This window comes from Enterobacter cloacae complex sp. P2B, assembly GCF_014895985.1.
GTDB classification, from domain to species: Bacteria; Pseudomonadota; Gammaproteobacteria; order Enterobacterales; family Enterobacteriaceae; genus Enterobacter; species Enterobacter bugandensis.
In genome coordinates this window covers 22,000-41,770 of sequence record NZ_JADBQQ010000021.1, presented here as the reverse complement: position 1 = coordinate 41,770, position 19,771 = coordinate 22,000, and the positions used below count along the sequence as shown (strand labels likewise).

Sequence of the window (19,771 nt, the reverse complement as noted above, 5' to 3'; positions counted from 1 at the left end):
GCACACCGCGTGTACGTGCCGGGGTTCACCTGCGAGCTCTTTTCATTTGGCCCGCGAAGGAACCTTTAGAAACTGTCTAGACTTCAGGGCAGTTTTTAAAGGTTTCTGCAATCTATTCCCTCTCCCTTTGGGAGAGGGTTAGGGTGAGGGGAACAGCGCTCCCCTCTCACTACTTACGCACTGCGCTGCAGCAGCATCGACTTAATATGGCCGATGGCGCGCGTCGGGTTCAGCCCCTTCGGACACACACTGACGCAGTTCATGATGCTATGGCAGCGGAATACGCTGAAAGCGTCACTTAATCCTTCCAGACGGCTGTCGGTTTCGGTGTCTCGGCTGTCGATCAGGAAGCGATAGGCAGCCAGCAGACCCGCAGGGCCGATAAACTTGTCCGGGTTCCACCAGAACGACGGGCAGGACGTTGAACAGCATGCGCAGAGAATACACTCGTACAGACCATCGAGTTTTTCACGCTGCTCAGGAGACTGTAAGTGCTCACGAGCGGGTGGATTTTGCCCATTATTCAATAAGTAAGGCTTAATCTTCTCATATTGTGCATAGAATTGCCCCATGTCTACCACCAAATCACGCACGACCGGCAGGCCTGGCAGAGGACGGATAACAATTTTCTGACCAGGACGCTGCAGCGCTGAAATTGGCGTGATGCAGGCCAGGCCGTTTTTGCCGTTCATGTTCACACCGTCAGAGCCACATACCCCTTCACGGCAGGAGCGGCGGAACGACAGCGTAGGATCTTTCTCTTTCAACTGGATTAAGGCATCCAGCAGCATCATGTCACGACCTTCTTCCGCTTCGAGGGTATAGTCCTGCATGCGCGGAGCGTCATCAACATCCGGGTTATAACGATAAACTGAGAATTCGAGTTTCATTATCCTGTCTCCGCATTAGTAAGTACGAATCTTCGGCGGGAACGCCGGACGCAGTTTCGGTTCCATGTTGACGTTACGACGCGTCATGGTTTCCGACTCTGGCAGATACAGGGAATGGCACAGCCAGTTTTCATCGTCACGATCCGGGAAGTCGAAGCGACTATGGGCGCCACGGCTTTCGGTACGGAAGTTTGCCGACATGGCGGTTGCGAATGCGGTTTCCATCAGGTTATCCAGCTCCAGGCACTCAACGCGCTGGGTGTTGAACTCGCTGGAGGTGTCGTCCAGACGGGCATTTTTCAGACGCTCGCGGATCGCCTTCAGCTGCTCAAGGCCTTTGGCCATCGCATCGCCTTCGCGGAATACCGAGAAGTTGTGCTGCATGCACTCCTGCAGCGCTTTACGGATTTCCACCGGATCTTCGCCGTTACGGTTACCGTTCCAGCGGTTGAGGCGTTCAAGAGAGGCGTCGATTTCGTCGTCGGTTGCATCACGCAGCGCGCCCTGCTCGGCAATGGACTCCTGCAGATGCAGACCCACCGCACGACCAAATACCACCAGGTCCAGCAGCGAGTTACCGCCCAGACGGTTGGCGCCGTGTACGGATACGCAGGCGATTTCGCCTACCGCGAACAGGCCAGGAATGACCACGTCTTCGCCCTGCTCGTTCACGGTCAGCGCCTGACCGGTCACTTTGGTCGGAATACCGCCCATCATGTAGTGGCAGGTTGGGATAACCGGAATCGGCTCTTTCACCGGATCGACGTGCGCGAATGTGCGGGACAGCTCCAGGATGCCCGGCAGACGGGATTCCAGCACCTCTTTGCCCAGATGGTCGAGCTTCAGCTTCGCGTGTGGACCCCATGGGCCATCGCAGCCGCGGCCTTCACGGATTTCGATCATGATGGAACGCGCCACCACGTCACGACCCGCCAGGTCTTTCGCATTCGGGGCATAACGCTCCATGAAGCGCTCGCCGTGTTTGTTCAGCAGGTAGCCACCTTCACCGCGGCAGCCTTCGGTGACCAGCACGCCCGCACCGGCGATACCGGTTGGGTGGAACTGCCACATCTCCATGTCCTGCACCGGTACGCCGGCGCGAATAGCCATACCGACGCCGTCACCGGTGTTGATGTGGGCGTTAGTGGTGGACTGATAAATACGGCCTGCACCGCCGGTCGCCAGCACGGTCGCGCGGGCTTTGAAGTAAACCACTTCACCGGTTTCGATGCACAGCGCGGTACAGCCAACAATTGCGCCATCGGCGTTTTTCACCAGATCCAGCGCATACCACTCGGAGAAGATGGTGGTGTGGTTTTTCAGGTTCTGCTGATACAGGGTGTGCAGCAGTGCGTGACCGGTACGGTCAGCCGCCGCCGCGGTACGTGCCGCCTGCTCGCCGCCGAAGTTTTTCGACTGGCCGCCAAACGGACGCTGATAGATGGTGCCATTTTCCAGACGGGAGAACGGCAGACCCATGTGATCCAGCTCCAGAATCGCTTCCGGGCCGGTTTTACACATATATTCGATGGCATCCTGGTCGCCGATGTAATCGGAACCTTTTACCGTGTCGTACATGTGCCATTCCCAGTTATCTTCATGGGAGTTACCCAGCGCAACGGTAATACCGCCCTGCGCGGACACAGTGTGGGAACGGGTCGGGAACACTTTAGAGAGCAGCGCACAGGTCTGGCCGCTCTGGGAAATTTGCAGTGCGGCGCGCATACCTGCGCCACCCGCACCAATCACAACAGCATCAAATTCTCTGACTGGCAGTTTCATTACACACCCCACACCACAACAAATCCATAAATGACGTAAACCAGCAGCGCAACAACAATAATCAGTTGCAGCGGAAGGCGAATCGCCAGCGGTTTAACGTAATCGGTCAACACCTGCCACATTCCGATCCAGGCATGGATAAGGATGGAGAACAGGGCCAGCAGGGTGAACACTTTGGTGAAGGCCGATCCGAAGAAACCACTCCAGATTTCCCACGTCAGCGTGCCGCTGGTCGCGAAGAAACCGATCATATAGATGATGTAAAGGGTGAGAACGATGGCGGTAGCGCGGACCAGAATGAAGTCATGTACGCCGTTGCGTCCTAATGCGGAGGCGTTGCTTACCATACGAGAACTCCTGCGAGAAGTGAAAGCACGACAGTGATCACAAATGAAATGTTCGCGGTACGTTTCCCGGCCTCGAACGTCTCTTCCAGATAGCCAAAGTCCATCAGCATGTGGCGTACGCCGCCAACAACGTGATAGGCCAGCGCGGTGAGAATGCCCCACATGATAAATTTCACGAAGAAGCTATTCATGATGGCCGAGGCCTGGAGGAATCCTTCAGGGGAAGAGAGGCTGGTGCCCAGTAACCACAGCAAAATACCGACCGCCACAAACGTAATCACACCAGAAACACGGTGCAGAATGGACGCTATTGCTGTTACGGGGAACCGGATCGTTTTGAGATCCAGATTGACAGGTCTTTGTTTTTTCACATTTCTTATCATGAATAACGCCCACATGCTGTTCTTATTGTTTCCTTCCTCCGGACTGCGATGCGGGTCAAGCAGCGTTCCTTTTCTATAACTGCGCGTCATGCAAAACATTGCTTCCAAATGCTAAAACGACACGTTACAACGCTGGGTGGCTCGGGATTGCAGGGTGTTCCGGAGACCTGGCGGCAGTATAGGCCGTTCACAAAATCATTACAATTAACCTACATACAGTTTGTTGGGTTTTCTCTGGAACAGTGATCAGGGTCACGATAACAACATCTTTTTAATTTTTAATCATCTGATTTGACAAATGTTAAACAATATTGTTACAAACGTCATCAGAAAAGGCATATAATGCGCAAAAGTTATGAGGTCTCTCTTTCACCTGACAAATAGTTATGTAACAGTGTGATGGTATTGACCGAAGTTATCAGGACAGTTATTAGTGATATACAGGTTTGAATAATTCGGACTGCAAAAACGCTGATTTGCTGTTGTTTCACTGATATTTCATTCGTTTACCTGCAAGGCGCCATAGCTCTGTACCCTGGTTACTCCTCGTGAGCTGAGCGGTAAGCCAAATAACAATCTGGTAACGGTGATTAACAGCTGAAGGCAAATCCGGTAAAAGCAGTCTTAAGCATAAGGCGCTAAGGAGACCGTAAATGGCTGATACAAAGGCAAAACTCACCCTAAATGGTGATGATGCTATTGAACTGGATGTGCTAAAAGGCACGCTCGGTCAGGATGTTATTGATATCCGTACGCTGGGTTCCAAAGGAGTATTTACCTTTGACCCTGGATTTACCTCTACCGCATCTTGCGAATCCAAAATCACCTACATTGACGGTGACGAAGGTATCCTGCTCCATCGCGGCTTCCCCATCGATCAGTTAGCCACCGAATCCAACTATCTGGAAGTGTGCTACATCCTGCTGAACGGCGAAAAGCCGACGCAGGCGCAGTACGATGAATTCAAAACCACCGTAACTCGTCACACCATGATCCATGAGCAGATTACCCGTCTGTTCCATGCGTTCCGTCGTGACTCTCACCCAATGGCGGTGATGTGCGGGATTACCGGTGCGCTGGCGGCGTTCTACCACGACTCACTTGACGTGAATAACCCGCGTCACCGTGATATCGCGGCGTTCCGCCTGCTGTCCAAAATGCCGACCATGGCGGCGATGTGCTACAAATACTCCATCGGCCAGCCGTTTGTGTACCCACGTAATGACCTCTCCTACGCCGGCAACTTCCTGCGCATGATGTTCTCCACGCCGTGCGAAGAGTATGAAGTAAATCCGGTGCTGGAACGCGCGATGGACCGTATTCTGATCCTGCACGCTGACCACGAGCAGAACGCCTCTACCTCTACCGTCCGTACCGCAGGCTCTTCAGGCGCGAACCCGTTCGCCTGTATCGCTGCGGGCATCGCCTCCCTGTGGGGACCGGCACACGGCGGCGCGAACGAAGCGGCGCTGAAGATGCTGGAAGAGATCAGCACCGTTGAGCACATTCCAGAGTTCGTGCGTCGCGCGAAAGACAAGAATGACTCCTTCCGCCTGATGGGCTTCGGTCACCGTGTTTACAAAAACTACGACCCGCGCGCAACCGTTATGCGTGAGACCTGCCATGAAGTGCTGAAAGAGCTGGGCACCAAAGACGATCTGCTGGAAGTGGCGATGGAGCTGGAACACATCGCGCTGAACGACCCGTACTTCATCGAGAAGAAACTCTACCCGAACGTCGATTTCTACTCTGGCATTATTCTGAAAGCGATGGGCATTCCGTCTTCCATGTTCACCGTGATCTTCGCCATGGCGCGTACCGTGGGCTGGATTGCGCACTGGAACGAAATGCACAGCGAAGGCATGAAAATCGCCCGTCCTCGTCAGCTGTACACCGGCTACGAGCAGCGTGATTTTAAGTCTGACCTGAAGCGCTAAAAGACGTTGGGTGCGGCCTGATGCCCTCACCCCGGCCCTCTCCCACATGGAGAGGGAGAAAACCTTAAAAACGGTAACCCTTGGGTTACCGTTTTACTTTTATTTCTGGCAGTGCGGGCACCAGTAAAAAGGTCTGGAAGAGAGCATAATCCTGTCGATAATCCCGCCGCACCGCTCGCACTTTTTTCCCGCCCGATGAAACACTTTGAACCGGAACAGCGCCCCGTGATGCTTGTTCTCATTCACCAGGCCGCGCGTGTTGTACGACAGCCGTGGAATGTCCAGCAGCGCGTGAGACAGCGCGTCCAGCTGTTCCTCGCTAAGCTGAGAGGCCTTGCGCTGAGGCGCCAGCCCCACTTGCCAAAGGATTTCCACCCGCAGATAGTTGCCTAATCCCGCCAGAAAAGCCTGATCGAGCAACAATCCGGAAAACTGGCGGTTGCGGAATTTGGGCGATAACAGTCGGGCCTTCACGTCGCTCGCCGTCAGGCGCATGTCCAGCACGTCCGGCCCGACGCGCTGTAAGAACGGATGCGTCAGCAGCTGCTCCGGCGTTAACATTTCGATATCAGAGGCGCTATAGAGCAGGATCGCCTTATCCGCCGTTTGTAACCGGACGCGCAGCACGCGCGTCGTTTGCGGCTGCTCGTCCGCATCGACGACGCGCCACACACCGTAGAGCTGGTTATGGCTATATAACGTCAGGTTATGGGAAAAATGCGTGAGCAACGCTTTGCCGCGCGTTTCAATATGGGTCACCGTCTGTCCCACCAGCTCTGTTTCAAACGGCTTAAGTTGAGGAAAGGCAAACCAGACATAGGTCAGCGGTTTGCCCTTTATCGCCTCCTCCAGGCTATCCGCCGCGCGGCGGATCTCCGGACCTTCAGGCATGTCATTGTCCTTTTATAATCAATCTGCGCTGACGAGAATGCCCTCTTCAGAGAACGCCGCCCGCAGGCGTCGCGCAAACTGGAGCGCATGCTCCCCGTCGCCGTGTAAACACACCGTATCGGCCTGAACATTTGCGGATGTTCCATCCACGGCGGTCACCCGCCCGAAGCGCACCATCTCCAGCGTCTGCTCCAGCGCTTTATTTTCGTCAGTAATCAGCGCACCGGCCTGCGTGCGCGGCACCAGGCTGCCGTCCGGCATGTATCCCCGATCGGCAAAGACTTCCTGCCGCGTCGTCAGCCCCAGCCGTTCTCCGGCACGAATAAGCTCGCTACCCGCCAGGCCAACCAGAATCAGCTGCGGATTGCAGTCCCGCACCGCGCGGGCAATCGCCTCCGCCAGCGCCGGGTCTTTCGCTGCCTGGTTATAGAGCATGCCGTGCGGTTTGACGTGACGCAGCACGCCATGCTCAGCGCGCGCTATCGCCTCCAGCGCGCCGATTTGGTAGAGCACCTGAGCGTAGACCGTCTCAGGGGGCAGATCCATCGCCGTACGGCCAAAGTTCTCCCGGTCCGGGAAGCTCGGGTGAGCGCCAATCGCCACGCCGTTTTTAATGGCATTACGCACGCTCTCCAGCATGGTTTGCGCATCGCCCGCGTGAAAACCGCAGGCGATATTGACCGAGGAGACCAGGGTCATCAGTTCCGCATCGGCGCTGCTGCCTTCCCCCAGATCGGCGTTTAAATCAATCTTTACCATCAAGCCTCCACGCCAGCTGTTCGAGATAGCGCTGCCGATCCTGCCGGGCCTTTAGCGCCTCCTCCAGCGTACACTGCACAAAATGAATCGGCTGACCGAGAGGGATTTGAGCCAGATGGTAGCGATCCGCTTCAATAATGCAGGCAATACGCGGATAGCCGCCGGTAGTTTGCGCGTCGTTCATCAGTACGATGGGCTGCCCGTTGCCCGGCACCTGAATCACCCCTGGCAGCAGCCCGTGGGAAAGCAGCTCCCGGTCAGTCGTGCGGGTCAGCGGCTGCCCCTGAAGCCGGTAACCCATACGGTTACTCTGCGGGCTGATTTTCCACGGCGAACGCCAGAAAGACTCTTTTGAGGCTTCATCAAACTCCTGATATTCCGGTCCCGGCAAGGCGCGGATCACGTTCCCCCACAGCAGCTGCTTCACGCCCTGCGTGGTGGTGAAATGGCGCGCTGATGGCTTAATCGCAATACGATCGCCGTCGCGCAGCAGCCGTCCCTCATGGCCGCCCATTCCCGCTTTCTGGTCGGTGCTGGACGACCCCAACACCTCCGGCACGTCGATGCCCCCCGCCACGGCAAGATAGCTGCGCACGCCGTGCAGAGGACGCTTAAGCGTCAGACGCTGCCCGGCTTTCGCCCGCAATCGCCAGCCGGTCCACACCGCTTTGCCGTCCAGCGTCGCGTCACAGCCCGCGCCGGTTAAGGCGAACCAGGTCTCCTCACCAAATTCAATAACGCACTGACCCAGCGTAATTTCTAACGCCGCCGTGCTGCCCGCGTTGCCTACCAGCAGGTTGGCAATCTCCAGCGAAGGACGATCGAGCGCACCGCAGTAGCTCACGCCGGACTGGCGCATGCCAAAGCGTCCGGCATCCTGAACGGAGGTATAAAGCCCCGCGCGAATAAGCGTTAACATACCCCCTCCTTCTGCGGGATAAAGCGCAGAGTATCACCCGGACGCAGGAGGATCGGTGCCTCCTGCCCCGGTTTAAATAGTGGCATAGAGGTGTGCCCGATAAGCTGCCAGCCGCCCGGTGAAGTAAGCGGATAAACTCCGGTTTGTTCACCGCCAATTGCCACCGTTCCTGCGGGAACGCTCAGGCGCGGCTCAGCCCGACGCGGGGTATGCAGCCGGGGAGATAATCCGCCCAGATACGGAAAGCCCGGCTGAAAACCCAGAAACCAGACGACGTAATCCACCGAGCTGTGCAACTCCACAACCTGCTTTACTGTTAATCCACAGTGTTCGGCCACCACGCCAAGGTCAGGGCCACCTTTGCCGCCATAGACAACCGGGATCTCAATCGTCCGCGATTCTGGCTCCAGCGCCTCGCTCTCTTCCCACCAGCGCTGCAGACGCTCAATGGCATCCAGCGCCCCGGAGTGCGGATCGCGTAGCACCACGGTGATATTATTCATACCCGGAATAGCTTCAACCACGCCGGGTAGCTCGGGCAGTCGCTGAGCCAGGCGCCAGATACGCTTTTGCGTGGCAAGCGTCACGGGAGGCTCAAGCTCCAGAACTACCGCGGTTTCACCCAGAAGATAACAACGCGCTCGCTGCACTTAACTACCTCTCATCAGGCCGGATTAGGGATATCAATAAAGGTCACATCCAGATCGGTATTTTCCGTCAGCCACTCGCTGAGGGCGCGAATACCGCCGCGCTCGGTAGCGTGGTGGCCTGCCGCGTAAAAATGCAGCCCCTGCTCGCGGGCAGAGTGAACCGTCTGTTCGGAGACTTCGCCGGTAATAAACGCATCAACACCAAAGCGCGCGGCGCTGTCGATAAAGCCCTGGCCGCCGCCGGTACACCACGCCACGCGCTTCACGGTATCCGGCCCGGTATCTCCGCACCACAGCGGACGACGCCCCAGCCGCGCTTCGATCCACGATGCCAGCTCCAGCCCCGGTACCGGCATCGACAGTTCGCCCCACGGCACCAGCGGCTCGATTTCACCCATCACGGTAATCCCTAACAGCTGTGCCAGCTGGACGTTATTTCCCAGTTCAGGATGCGCATCCAGCGGCAGATGGTAACCGTACAGGTTGATATCATTCGACAGCAGCGTTTTGAGGCGGTTGCGCTTCATGCCGCGGATAATCGGCGATTCGTTTTTCCAGAAGTAACCGTGATGGACAATCACCGCGTCGGCTTCCTGACGTACCGCCTCATCCAGCAGCGCCTGGCTTGCCGTCACGCCGGTGATGATTTTCTGCACCGTTTCGCGCCCTTCGACCTGCAGGCCATTCGGGCCATAGTCGCTAAAGGAGGCGGTATTAAGTTTTTCGTTAATCAGGCGTTCCAGTTCACTGTTTTTCATCATCATTCTCTCAAACTTTTCGTGCGGCTTCGTACGCCGCCAGCGTGGCGACGCGCGCCTGTTTATGGTCGACAATCGGGCGGGGATAATCGAGCTTTACGCCCTGTTTATCCGCCCATGCCCACGGGTCATGGATCGCTTTTTCAGGAACGTTCCTGAGCGCGGGCAACCAGCGGCGAATAAAGTCGCCGTTGGCATCAAATTTTTGCCCCTGAGTGGTCGGATTAAAAATCCTGAAATAGGGAGCCGCATCGGTGCCGGTAGAGGCCGCCCACTGCCAGCCACCGTTATTCGCAGCCAGATCGCCATCGATCAGCTGAGAAATAAAATAGCGCTCTCCGATTCGCCAGTCGATAAGCAGATCTTTCACCAGGAAGCTCGCGGTAATCATTCGCAGACGATTGTGCATCCACCCGGTTTCATTTAGCTGGCGCATAGCGGCGTCCACTATCGGATAGCCCGTCTCCCCTTTTTGCCAGGCCTGTAAAAGTGCCTCATCGTGCTGCCATTTTACGCTGTCGGTCCACGGAATGAACGGACGATGCTTACAGAGATTGGGGTGGTACGTCATCAGATGGCGGTAGAATTCACGCCAGATAAGTTCGTTCAGCCACACCGAGCCCGCACCACCGTCCAGCGCCTGCGGCTGTTCGGCCAGAAGACGATGCAAACACTGGCGAGGAGAGAGCACGCCCAGCGCCAGGCAGGCCGATAACCGGCTTGTCCCTTCAATTGCCGGGAAATCCCTGCGCGCGTCGTATTCTCCCGCGCCCTGCTTGCAAAACTGGCGCAGCTTCGCAATAGCGGCCTTCTCACTGGCAGGGAACAGAAGTTCATCAAATGCCCGTTGGGGATAGTTGAACGTTAATTCGGGGAGATCGGTTATAGCCTCTCCTCTGGCGGCGGGCGCGGGTACGCACTCCGGCAGCGCCTCTTTCAGGCGCTTAACAAAAGCATTTTTAAACGGCGTAAACACTTTATACATTTCGTGACCGCCGGTCATAACGCTGCCCGGAGCCAGCATCACGCTGTCATCAAATCCCTCACAAACCACCTCTCCCAGCATTTTCTCCAGCTGGCGGTCCCGCTGCTGTTCGTTCAGTTCGTACTGGTAGTTATAAAAAAGATGCGTGACGCCGTTCTGCTGGCATATCTCCTGCAGCATATGAAGCTGCGCGGTAAAATCGCTGACCTCTTTGTAGATCAGCGGAATGCCTTTCTCGGCAAGCGCGTGCTGCAGTTCGTTCAGGTGTGATTTGAGGTAAGCCGCCTGCCGTGGAGCCATATCATGCTGCTGCCACTGCTCAGGCGTGGCGATAAATAGCGCCAGTACGCTGGCGTCATCAGAGCGGCAGGCTGCCGCGAGAGCGATGTTGTCATGTACGCGCAAATCCGCGCGAAACCAAACCAGATGGGTGGGCATAAAACTCCAGGCTATTGTCCATTATGTCCATAAGGGCATGCCGTACAAGGAAAAAGCATGCATAGAACTACTTTGCCATGAAGTGTAGACGGGATGAAATAAAAAAGGCCGCCCGGGGCGGCCTTAACGCTACTTGTCCTGCGCTATCGTGGTTAAAGCAACAAACGCATTAGGTTCATCACTCTTTACAACGAGTACGCTGGCGACAATGAACGCGATGCATATATAGCGTTTCACTATGCGGTCCCTGCTGCTAACCGCTCCACCGTTCACCACCGGTGATAAATCGGTGGACACAAGCTCTGTGTGGAGCCTGACTTACGGTTGTTGTAACACCTCTCCCGGGACCGGTGCCCATTTGCGAGATGGCGGAAAGGGACGCAGCATGGTAAACATCACGTGAGCAAAACGTAACCCATTGAACCTGATATTAAGAATATATTTAGGATTGAGGCAGTTGCTTATTCAACCAGCAGACGTATGCTTATAAGCCTCTGTGTGAGAGCTTGAAAAACCACCCAACGGACCGCGAATCCCGAGGGACAAAAAAACCGCCATATTGCTATTGGCGGTTTTTTTATGGCTACGCGTCAGCGTTGTATCAATAGAAATCGCTGGTCGCTTTCTCTGCCTGATCCATCCACACCGGCTTCTCGCTGGTTTTCGCCCAGACGCGGTGCAGATAGCTATAAAAACGCGCGCGATCTTTCCAGAACAACATCACCGGCAGGGCCAGCACGCCAGCCACTACGGCGAAAGTGCGACGCATGAACACGATATGAGCCGGATACTCTTTATAAAGATCCATATTTTTCTCCCCTGTAGTTGGCCGGAAACCTTCTCCGGAAAATGTGAAATCTGTGACCTGGCTAAAATAATATCGCTTTGTTTGTAATTTTACTACTCATCCGACCACTTATTTTTATCCATTTAGTGAATATTTACATTCACGCCGTAATTAAGTTACAAAAAAGTTAAAGATTTACTTATCAATAGTTAAATTGTGGGCTTTGCCATTTTTATACTTTTTTTACACCCACCCTTCTGATTTTTGCGAAATCTTTGCGCCATAAATCCTACCGTTAGCACAACAACAAAAGTCACCCGGAGGTGGATTGTGAGTGCAGGTCTTATTGCCGGCATCGTGCTGGTGTTCCTGTTATTGGGTTATCTGGTCTATGCCCTGATTAACGCGGAGGCATTCTGATGGCTGCTCAGGCGTTTTTGCTTATTGCCAGCTTCTTAGTGGTATTGTTCGTTTTGGCAAGACCACTGGGCTCGGGACTGGCGCGATTGATCAACAACGTCCCCCTGCCCGGCACGGGAAGCGTTGAAAAAGGGATCTGGCGCGTACTGGGGATAGTCGATCGGGAGATGAACTGGCGTGAATATCTGATCGCCATTCTGCTGCTGAATATCGTTGGGCTCATTGCGCTTTTTGCCATGCTGATGCTGCAGGGCATCCTGCCGCTGAATCCGCAACGGTTACCGGGCCTGTCCTGGCATCTTGCGCTGAACACGGCGGTCAGTTTTGTTACCAACACCAACTGGCAGTCCTATGCCGGTGAAACCACGCTCAGCTATTTCAGCCAGATGGCTGGATTAACCGTGCAGAACTTCCTCTCTGCAGCCAGCGGTATCGCGGTAATTTTCGCGCTGACGCGCGCGTTTGCACGTCAGAAAATCGGTACCCTGGGTAACGCCTGGGTGGATCTGACGCGCATTACGCTGTGGATCCTGCTGCCGATTGCGCTGCTTATCGCGCTGTTCTTTATTCAGCAGGGCACCCTGCAAAACCTGCTGCCTTACGCCCCGTATACTTCGCTTGAAGGAGCAAAACAGATCCTGCCGATGGGACCAGTGGCGTCGCAGGAAGCTATCAAGATGCTCGGCACCAACGGCGGCGGATTCTTCAACGCCAACTCGTCGCATCCGTTTGAAAACCCTACCGCCCTGACCAATTTTGTACAGATGCTGGCGATCTTCCTGATCCCCGCCGCGCTCTGTTTCGCCTTTGGTGATGTGGTCAACGATCGCCGTCAGGGCCGCACACTGCTCTGGACCATGTCGCTGATCTTCGTGGTCTGCGTGGCGCTGGTGATGTGGGCTGAATGGAGCGGCAACCCCCATTTCATGCAGCTTGGGGCGAACAGCACTATTAATATGGAAGGCAAAGAAAGCCGCTTCGGCATTCTTGCCAGCAGCCTTTATGCTGTCGTCACCACAGCAGCCTCGTGCGGGGCGGTGAACGCCATGCATGACTCTTTCACCGCGCTGGGCGGCATGATCCCGATGTGGCTGATGCAGATCGGCGAGGTGGTGTTTGGCGGCGTGGGCTCCGGTCTTTACGGCATGCTCCTGTTCGTGCTGCTGGCGGTGTTTATTGCCGGTCTGATGATTGGCCGCACCCCGGAATATCTCGGTAAAAAAATCGACGTTAGCGAGATGAAACTAACCGCGCTGGCGATTCTGGTCACCCCGGCGCTTGTGCTGCTCGGCACCGCGCTGGCGCTGATGACCGAAGCAGGACGCAGCGGCATCTTTAACCCGGGCATTCACGGCTTTAGCGAAGTGCTGTATGCCGTCTCCTCGGCCGCCAACAACAACGGTAGCGCCTTTGCAGGCTTAAGCGCCAACTCTCCGTTCTGGAACTGTCTGCTGGCGTTCTGCATGTTCGTGGGCCGCTTCGGGATCATTGTGCCGGTAATGGCGATTGCCGGATCGCTGGTGAATAAAAAAATCCAACCGACCACCACCGGGACGTTACCGACCCACGGCGCGCTGTTTATCGGCCTGCTGACGGGCACCGTGTTGCTGGTCGGCGCCCTGACCTTTATCCCCGCCCTCGCGTTAGGCCCGGTCGCGGAAACTCTCTCTTTACGCTGATTTTGCGGAGTATTTGTCATGAGTCGTAAACAACTGGCCCTGCTCGAACCGACGTTAGTTCGTCAGGCGCTTATGGATGCGGTCAAAAAGCTGAGCCCGCGCGTGCAATGGCACAACCCGGTGATGTTTATCGTCTGGGCCGGCAGCGTCCTGACCACCGCACTGGCGATTGCCATGGGGACGGGTCACATGCCGGGAAACGCGATGTTCACTGGGGCCATCAGCCTGTGGCTGTGGTTTACCGTGCTATTCGCCAACTTTGCCGAAGCGCTGGCGGAAGGCCGGAGTAAAGCGCAGGCCAACAGCCTGAAAGGGGTGAAAAAAACGGCGTTTGCGCGGAAATTACGTGAACCGAAATACGGCGCGCAGATGGACCACGTTCCGGCGGATGAACTACGTAAAGGTGATGTGGTGCTGGTGGAAGCTGGCGACATCATCCCGTGCGACGGAGAAGTCATTGAAGGTGGCGCATCGGTAGATGAAAGCGCCATTACCGGGGAATCCGCACCTGTGATCCGTGAATCCGGCGGTGATTTTGCCTCCGTAACGGGTGGGACGCGCATTCTTTCCGACTGGCTGGTGATCCAGTGCAGCGTCAACCCGGGCGAAACCTTCCTCGACCGGATGATCGCCATGGTGGAAGGCGCTCAACGCCGTAAAACACCGAACGAAATTGCCCTGACCATCCTGCTGATAGCCTTGACCATCGTCTTCCTGCTGGCAACCGCGACGCTGTGGCCATTTTCCGCCTATGGCGGCACTCCGGTCACCATCACCGTACTGGTGGCGCTGCTGGTCTGCCTGATCCCTACCACCATCGGCGGCCTGCTGTCGGCCATCGGCGTGGCCGGCATGAGCCGTATGCTCGGTGCTAACGTCATCGCCACCAGCGGACGTGCGGTTGAAGCCGCCGGTGACGTGGATGTCTTGCTGCTGGATAAAACCGGGACCATTACCCTCGGTAACCGCCAGGCGTCCGAATTCTTACCCGCCCCGGGCGTGGATGAAAAAACGCTGGCGGATGCGGCACAACTCTCCTCGCTTGCCGATGAAACCCCGGAAGGCCGAAGCATTGTTGTTCTCGCCAAGCAGCGCTTTAACCTGCGCCAGCGCGACGTTCACAGCCTGCATGCCACCTTCGTGCCGTTTACGGCGCAAACCCGAATGAGCGGGATTAACATTCAGGATCGCATGATCCGTAAAGGCTCTGTTGACGCCATCCGTCGCCACATTGAGGCCAACAATGGCCACTTCCCGCCTGAAGTGGACAACCTGGTCGAAAGCGTAGCCCGTCAGGGGGCCACGCCGCTGGTGGTGGCAGAAGGCGCGAACGTGCTGGGGGTAATTGCCCTGAAGGATATCGTCAAAGGCGGTATTAAAGAGCGCTTTGCCCAGCTGCGTAAAATGGGCATTAAAACGGTGATGATCACCGGGGATAACCGTCTTACCGCCGCGGCGATTGCCGCCGAAGCGGGCGTGGATGATTTCCTTTCCGAAGCCACGCCGGAAGCGAAACTGGCGTTGATTCGTCAGTATCAGGCGGAAGGTCGTCTGGTGGCGATGACGGGTGACGGTACCAACGATGCTCCTGCCCTCGCGCAGGCCGACGTGGCGGTGGCGATGAACTCCGGTACCCAGGCGGCAAAAGAGGCGGGCAACATGGTCGACCTCGACTCTAACCCGACCAAGCTGATTGAGGTGGTGCACATCGGCAAGCAGATGCTGATGACGCGCGGTTCGCTGACCACCTTCAGTATCGCCAACGACGTGGCGAAGTATTTTGCCATTATCCCGGCAGCCTTTGCGGCCACCTATCCGCAGCTCAATGCGCTGAACGTGATGCACCTGCACTCTCCGGCATCAGCCATTCTGAGCGCGGTGATTTTCAACGCCCTGATCATTGTCTTTCTTATTCCGCTGGCGCTAAAGGGCGTGAGCTATAAGCCGCTGACCGCCGCCGCCATGCTGCGCCGCAACCTGTGGATTTACGGCCTGGGCGGGCTGGTGGTGCCTTTCATCGGTATCAAGGCTATCGACCTGCTGTTGACCCTGTTCGGGCTGGTTTAAAAGGTGAATCAAATGACGATGTTACGCCCCGCTATACTTTTGTTTATTCTGCTGTCTCTCATTACCGGCGGGCTGTACCCGCTGGTAACCACCGCGCTGAGCCAGTGGTGGTTTAAGGATCAGGCCAACGGCTCGCTGATTATACAAAACGGCGAAAACCGCGGTTCACGGCTGATTGGTCAGAACTTTACGGATTCTCGCTACTTCCAGGGACGCCCTTCCGCCACTGCCGAAAGCCCGTATAATCCGATGGCATCCGGCGGCAGTAACCTGGCGGGCAGCAACCCGGAGCTGGACAAAGCCGTCGCTGAACGCGTGGCAACCCTGCGTGCCGCCAATCCTCAGGCCAGCCGCGAGGTGCCCGTAGAGCTGGTGACCGCCTCGGCCAGCGGGCTGGACTACAGCCTGACGCCGGCAGCGGTGGCCTGGCAGATCCCGCGCGTCGCCGCCGCCCGTCAGTTGACCGTCGAACAGGTGAGCAAGCTGGTGGCAGAGCACACGCAAAAGCCGCTGGTCAGCTTCATCGGCATGCCCGTGGTAAATATTGTTGAGCTGAATCTGGCGCTGGACGCGCTAAGGAAAAACTAAATGACCGACGAGCCCATGCGCCCGGATCCGGACAGGCTGCTTGAACAGACGGCTGAAGCCCATCGCGGCAAACTGAAAATTTTCTTTGGCGCCTGCGCGGGCGTCGGGAAAACCTTCGCCATGCTGACAGAAGCCCAGCGGCTTCGGGCGCAGGGGCTCGATATTCTGATCGGCGTGGTTGAAACCCACGGACGCAAAGAGACGGCGTCGCTGCTGAAGGGGCTGGCTACCCAGCCGCCCCGCCGCATCAGCCATCGTGGTCGTTTAGTTACGGAGTTTGATATTGATGCCGCCCTCGCCCGCCGTCCCGCCCTTATCCTGATGGACGAACTGGCGCACAGCAATGCGCCAGGCTCACGCCATCCCAAACGCTGGCAGGATGTTGAAGAGCTGCTCGAGGCCGGCATTGATGTGTTCACAACGGTTAACGTTCAGCATCTTGAAAGCCTGAACGACGTAGTCAGCGGCGTGACCGGCATTCAGGTGCGCGAGACGGTGCCCGACCCGTTCTTTGATTCTGCCGATGAGGTGGTGCTGGTTGACCTGCCTCCTGACGATTTGCGCCAGCGCCTGCACGAAGGCAAGGTTTATATTGCCGGCCAGGCCGAGCGCGCCATCGAACATTTCTTCCGCAAAGGTAACCTGATTGCCCTGCGCGAGCTGGCCCTGCGGCGTACTGCCGATCGCGTTGACGATCAGATGCGCGCCTGGCGCGACCTGCAAGGGCAGGAGCGCGTCTGGCACACGCGGGATGCTATTCTGCTGTGCGTGGGCCACGGCAGCGGCAATGAAAAGCTGGTCCGCACCGCTGCGCGCCTGGCGGCCAAGTTTGGCAGCGTCTGGCATGCAGTGTATGTCGAAACGCCGCAGCTGCACGCTCTGCCCGAAAACCAGCGCCGCGCGATCCTGAGCTCGCTGCGCCTGGCGCAGGAGCTGGGTGCCGAAACCGCTACCCTTTCCGATCCGCAGGAAGATAAAGCGATTCTGCGCTACGCGCGGGAGCATAACCTGGGGAAAATTGTCATTGGCCGCCGCCAGCATCGCCGCTGGTTTAGCCGCGAATCCTTTGCCGACAAGCTGGCCCGCCGCGCGCCGGATCTGGACCTGGTGATCGTGGCGCTGGATGATAAACCTGCTCCCCTCCCCAGCCGCGCGCCGGACAGCCGGGCCTTCAGCGATAAATGGCGCATTCAGCTCCGCGGCTGCCTTGTCGCCGTCGTGCTCTGCGCCCTGATCACTATAATCGCCAGCAAATGGCTGATTGCCTTCGACGCGGCCAACCTGGTGATGATCTATCTCCTGGGCGTAGTAGTGGTGGCGCTCTTTTACGGACGCTGGCCGTCGGTACTGGCGACGGTTATTAACGTCATCAGCTTCGATCTGTTCTTCATTGCCCCCCGCGGGACGCTCGCCGTCTCGGACGTACAGTACATCCTCACCTTCGCCGTGATGCTCACCGTCGGGCTGGTGATAGGGAACTTAACGGCAGGCGTGCGCTACCAGGCGCGTATCGCCCGCTATCGCGAACAGCGCACGCGGCATCTTTATGAGATGTCGAAATCGCTGGCGGTGGGCCGCACGCCGCTGGATATTGTGCAGACCAGCGAGCAGTTTATTCGCTCGACCTTTCATGCCAGCAACCTGATTTTACTCCCGGACGATCACGGCAAGCTGCGCCCGCTGACGTCGGCCTCGGGCATGACGCCCTGGGACGAAGCCATCACCCGCTGGAGCTTTGATAAAGGGCTACCGGCGGGTGCAGGGACCGACACCCTGCCCGGCGTGCCCTATCAAATTCTGCCCCTGCGCAGCGCCGATAAAAACCTGGGGCTGGTTATCGTGGAGCCCTCCAATCTGCGCCAGCTGATGATCCCCGAACAGCAGCGACTGCTGGAGACCTTTACGCTGCTGGTTGCCAGCGCGCTGGAACGGCTGGCCCTCACCGCCAGCGAAGAGCAGGCCCGGCTGGCAAGCGAGCGCGAAAGCATTCGTAACTCGCTGCTGGCGGCGCTGTCTCACGACCTGCGCACACCTCTTACCGTCCTGTTTGGCCAGTCGGAAATCCTGACGCTGGACCTGGCAGCGGAAGGTTCAAAACACGCCATGCAGGCCAGCGAAATCCGTCAGCACGTGCTCAATACCACGCGTCTGGTGAATAACCTGCTCGATATGGCGCGGATCCAGTCAGGCGGTTTTAACCTCAAAAAAGAGTGGCTCACGCTTGAAGAGGTGGTGGGCAGCGCGCTGAAAATGCTCGAACCCGGCCTCGGTGGGCGGCATATTGCGCTGAACATGCCCGAGCCCCTGACGTTAATTCACGTTGACGGTCCGCTGTTTGAACGAGTGTTGATTAACCTGCTGGAAAACGCCGGCAAATATGCGGGTGCCAGCGCCCGGATTGGGGTGGATGCGACGGTGGTCGATGGCACGCTTCGTCTTGACGTCTGGGATACCGGGCCGGGCATTCCTGCCGGACAGGAGATAGCTATTTTCGAAAAATTCGCACGCGGCAATAAGGAGTCTGCCATCCCGGGCGTGGGGCTGGGGCTGGCGATTTGTCAGGCAATAATTGATGTTCATGGCGGAACCATTTTCGCGGAGAATCGTCCGGAAGGCGGCGCGCGTTTTTGTGTTACACTTCCTCTGGAAACCCCGCCGGAACTGAATGAATTACCAGAGGATTTGTGATCAACGTTCTGATTGTTGAAGATGAGATCGCCATTAGCCGGTTTCTGCGCGCAGCGCTGGAAGGCGATGGTCTGCGCGTTCATGATGCGGGTACGCTTCAGCGGGGGCTAATTGAAGCCGCGACCCGCAAGCCGGACCTGGTGATCCTCGATCTTGGCCTGCCGGACGGTGACGGCATCGATTTTATCCGCGAGGTACGTCAGTGGAGCCAGATGCCTATTCTGGTGCTCTCCGCCCGTACTGAAGAGACGGATAAAATCGCCGCGCTGGATGCCGGGGCGGACGACTATCTGATAAAACCTTTTGGTATCGGCGAGCTACAGGCTCGCCTGCGCGTGGCCCTGCGTCGCCACAGCGCCACCACGCCAACCGATCCAACCTATTCGTTTGGAGATATCCGGGTTGATCTGGCCGCGCGACGTATTGTGCGCGGTGAAGAAGAAATCCATCTCACGCCAATCGAGTTTCGCCTGCTCGCCGTGCTGCTTAATAATCACGGTAAAGTACTCACCCAGCGCCAGCTGTTAAGTCAGGTGTGGGGACCCAACGCGGTGGAGCATAGTCACTATTTACGCATATATATGGGACATCTTCGCCAGAAACTTGAAGTTGACCCCGCGCGCCCCCGTCATTTATTAACTGAAACCGGTATCGGTTATCGGTTTATGCTTTGAATAACTATTCAATTTATTTTTAAATAAAAACGAAACCTCTCAGAAAATATTTCACAAATATCCCAACCGTTATTTTTTTGATTATCTACGCTCACATCAAACATTCACAACACAATCTATTAACGAGAC

18 protein-coding genes are annotated in these 19,771 nt (G+C 56.7%); 7 read left to right on the top strand and 11 right to left on the bottom strand.

Going from position 1 to position 19,771, the window contains the following annotated elements; all coding sequences use genetic code 11:
• Positions 1 to 173: 173 nt before the first annotated feature.
• The 4 genes from sdhB to sdhC are packed head-to-tail and all read right to left on the bottom strand — an operon-like array spanning position 174 to position 3,417.
• Positions 174 to 890: a succinate dehydrogenase iron-sulfur subunit SdhB gene (gene sdhB / locus IM313_RS18345; protein WP_008501090.1), complete on the bottom strand. Its 717-nt coding sequence runs from the start codon at positions 888 to 890 to the stop codon at positions 174 to 176.
• Between the two features lie 15 nt (positions 891 to 905).
• On the bottom strand, positions 906 to 2,672 hold the full coding sequence (sdhA, locus tag IM313_RS18340; protein ID WP_041910764.1) for a succinate dehydrogenase flavoprotein subunit: 1,767 nt from the start codon (positions 2,670 to 2,672) through the stop codon (positions 906 to 908).
• A complete protein-coding gene (sdhD, locus tag IM313_RS18335) occupies positions 2,672 to 3,019 on the bottom strand; it encodes a succinate dehydrogenase membrane anchor subunit (RefSeq protein WP_003858621.1) in 348 nt (115 codons plus the stop codon). The genes sdhA and sdhD overlap by 1 nt, the downstream gene beginning before the upstream one ends.
• Entirely contained in the window at positions 3,013 to 3,417 is a 405-nt protein-coding gene (gene sdhC / locus IM313_RS18330; RefSeq protein ID WP_026080740.1) for a succinate dehydrogenase cytochrome b556 subunit, read from the bottom strand. The genes sdhD and sdhC overlap by 7 nt, the downstream gene beginning before the upstream one ends.
• A gap of 638 nt (positions 3,418 to 4,055) precedes the next feature.
• Here sdhC and IM313_RS18325 point away from each other — a divergent pair.
• Positions 4,056 to 5,339: a citrate synthase gene (locus IM313_RS18325; RefSeq protein WP_028012378.1), complete on the top strand. Its 1,284-nt coding sequence runs from the start codon at positions 4,056 to 4,058 to the stop codon at positions 5,337 to 5,339.
• Between the two features lie 99 nt (positions 5,340 to 5,438).
• On the opposite strand, the gene nei is transcribed toward IM313_RS18325, so the two are convergent.
• The 7 genes from nei to IM313_RS18290 all read right to left on the bottom strand — a co-directional run bounded on the left by nei (position 5,439) and on the right by IM313_RS18290 (position 11,547).
• Entirely contained in the window at positions 5,439 to 6,230 is a 792-nt protein-coding gene (gene nei, locus IM313_RS18320; protein ID WP_048999154.1) for an endonuclease VIII, read from the bottom strand.
• Positions 6,231 to 6,248: 18 nt separating this feature from the next.
• Positions 6,249 to 6,989, bottom strand: coding sequence for a 5-oxoprolinase subunit PxpA (gene pxpA / locus IM313_RS18315; RefSeq protein WP_192971399.1), 741 nt, complete (start codon positions 6,987 to 6,989; stop codon positions 6,249 to 6,251).
• Positions 6,976 to 7,908, bottom strand: coding sequence for a 5-oxoprolinase subunit PxpC (pxpC, locus tag IM313_RS18310; RefSeq protein WP_048999788.1), 933 nt, complete (start codon positions 7,906 to 7,908; stop codon positions 6,976 to 6,978). The genes pxpA and pxpC overlap by 14 nt, the downstream gene beginning before the upstream one ends.
• The gene (gene pxpB / locus IM313_RS18305) at positions 7,902 to 8,558 is read right to left on the bottom strand and encodes a 5-oxoprolinase subunit PxpB (protein WP_048999786.1); all 657 of its coding nucleotides are present in this window, start codon (positions 8,556 to 8,558) and stop codon (positions 7,902 to 7,904) included. The genes pxpC and pxpB overlap by 7 nt, the downstream gene beginning before the upstream one ends.
• 14 nt (positions 8,559 to 8,572) lie before the next feature.
• Positions 8,573 to 9,316 carry a type 2 GTP cyclohydrolase I gene (locus tag IM313_RS18300; protein ID WP_028012373.1) on the bottom strand — a complete coding sequence of 248 codons (744 nt, stop codon included), beginning with the start codon at positions 9,314 to 9,316 and terminating at the stop codon, positions 8,573 to 8,575.
• A 10-nt stretch (positions 9,317 to 9,326) separates the two neighbouring features.
• Entirely contained in the window at positions 9,327 to 10,739 is a 1,413-nt protein-coding gene (gene phrB / locus IM313_RS18295) for a deoxyribodipyrimidine photo-lyase (protein WP_126345029.1), read from the bottom strand.
• A gap of 601 nt (positions 10,740 to 11,340) precedes the next feature.
• Positions 11,341 to 11,547 carry a YbfA family protein gene (locus IM313_RS18290; protein WP_192971400.1) on the bottom strand — a complete coding sequence of 69 codons (207 nt, stop codon included), beginning with the start codon at positions 11,545 to 11,547 and terminating at the stop codon, positions 11,341 to 11,343.
• A gap of 309 nt (positions 11,548 to 11,856) precedes the next feature.
• On the opposite strand from IM313_RS18290, the gene kdpF reads away from it, so the two are divergent.
• Genes kdpF through kdpE form a run of 6 tightly spaced genes read left to right on the top strand, consistent with a single transcriptional unit; the run spans position 11,857 to position 19,642 of the window.
• Positions 11,857 to 11,946 (top strand): K(+)-transporting ATPase subunit F, encoded by a 90-nt coding sequence (kdpF, locus tag IM313_RS18285; protein WP_014069365.1) that lies wholly within the window; start codon positions 11,857 to 11,859, stop codon positions 11,944 to 11,946.
• On the top strand, positions 11,946 to 13,625 hold the full coding sequence (kdpA, locus tag IM313_RS18280; RefSeq protein ID WP_048999779.1) for a potassium-transporting ATPase subunit KdpA: 1,680 nt from the start codon (positions 11,946 to 11,948) through the stop codon (positions 13,623 to 13,625). Before kdpF ends, kdpA begins: the two co-directional genes overlap by 1 nt.
• Before the next feature lie 18 nt (positions 13,626 to 13,643).
• Positions 13,644 to 15,692, top strand: coding sequence for a potassium-transporting ATPase subunit KdpB (kdpB, locus tag IM313_RS18275; protein WP_192971401.1), 2,049 nt, complete (start codon positions 13,644 to 13,646; stop codon positions 15,690 to 15,692).
• 12 nt (positions 15,693 to 15,704) lie between these two features.
• Positions 15,705 to 16,280, top strand: coding sequence for a potassium-transporting ATPase subunit KdpC (kdpC, locus tag IM313_RS18270; RefSeq protein WP_192971402.1), 576 nt, complete (start codon positions 15,705 to 15,707; stop codon positions 16,278 to 16,280).
• A complete protein-coding gene (kdpD, locus tag IM313_RS18265) occupies positions 16,281 to 18,968 on the top strand; it encodes a two-component system sensor histidine kinase KdpD (RefSeq protein ID WP_192971403.1) in 2,688 nt (895 codons plus the stop codon).
• Entirely contained in the window at positions 18,965 to 19,642 is a 678-nt protein-coding gene (gene kdpE / locus IM313_RS18260; RefSeq protein ID WP_192971404.1) for a two-component system response regulator KdpE, read from the top strand. Before kdpD ends, kdpE begins: the two co-directional genes overlap by 4 nt.
• Positions 19,643 to 19,771 lie beyond the last annotated feature (129 nt).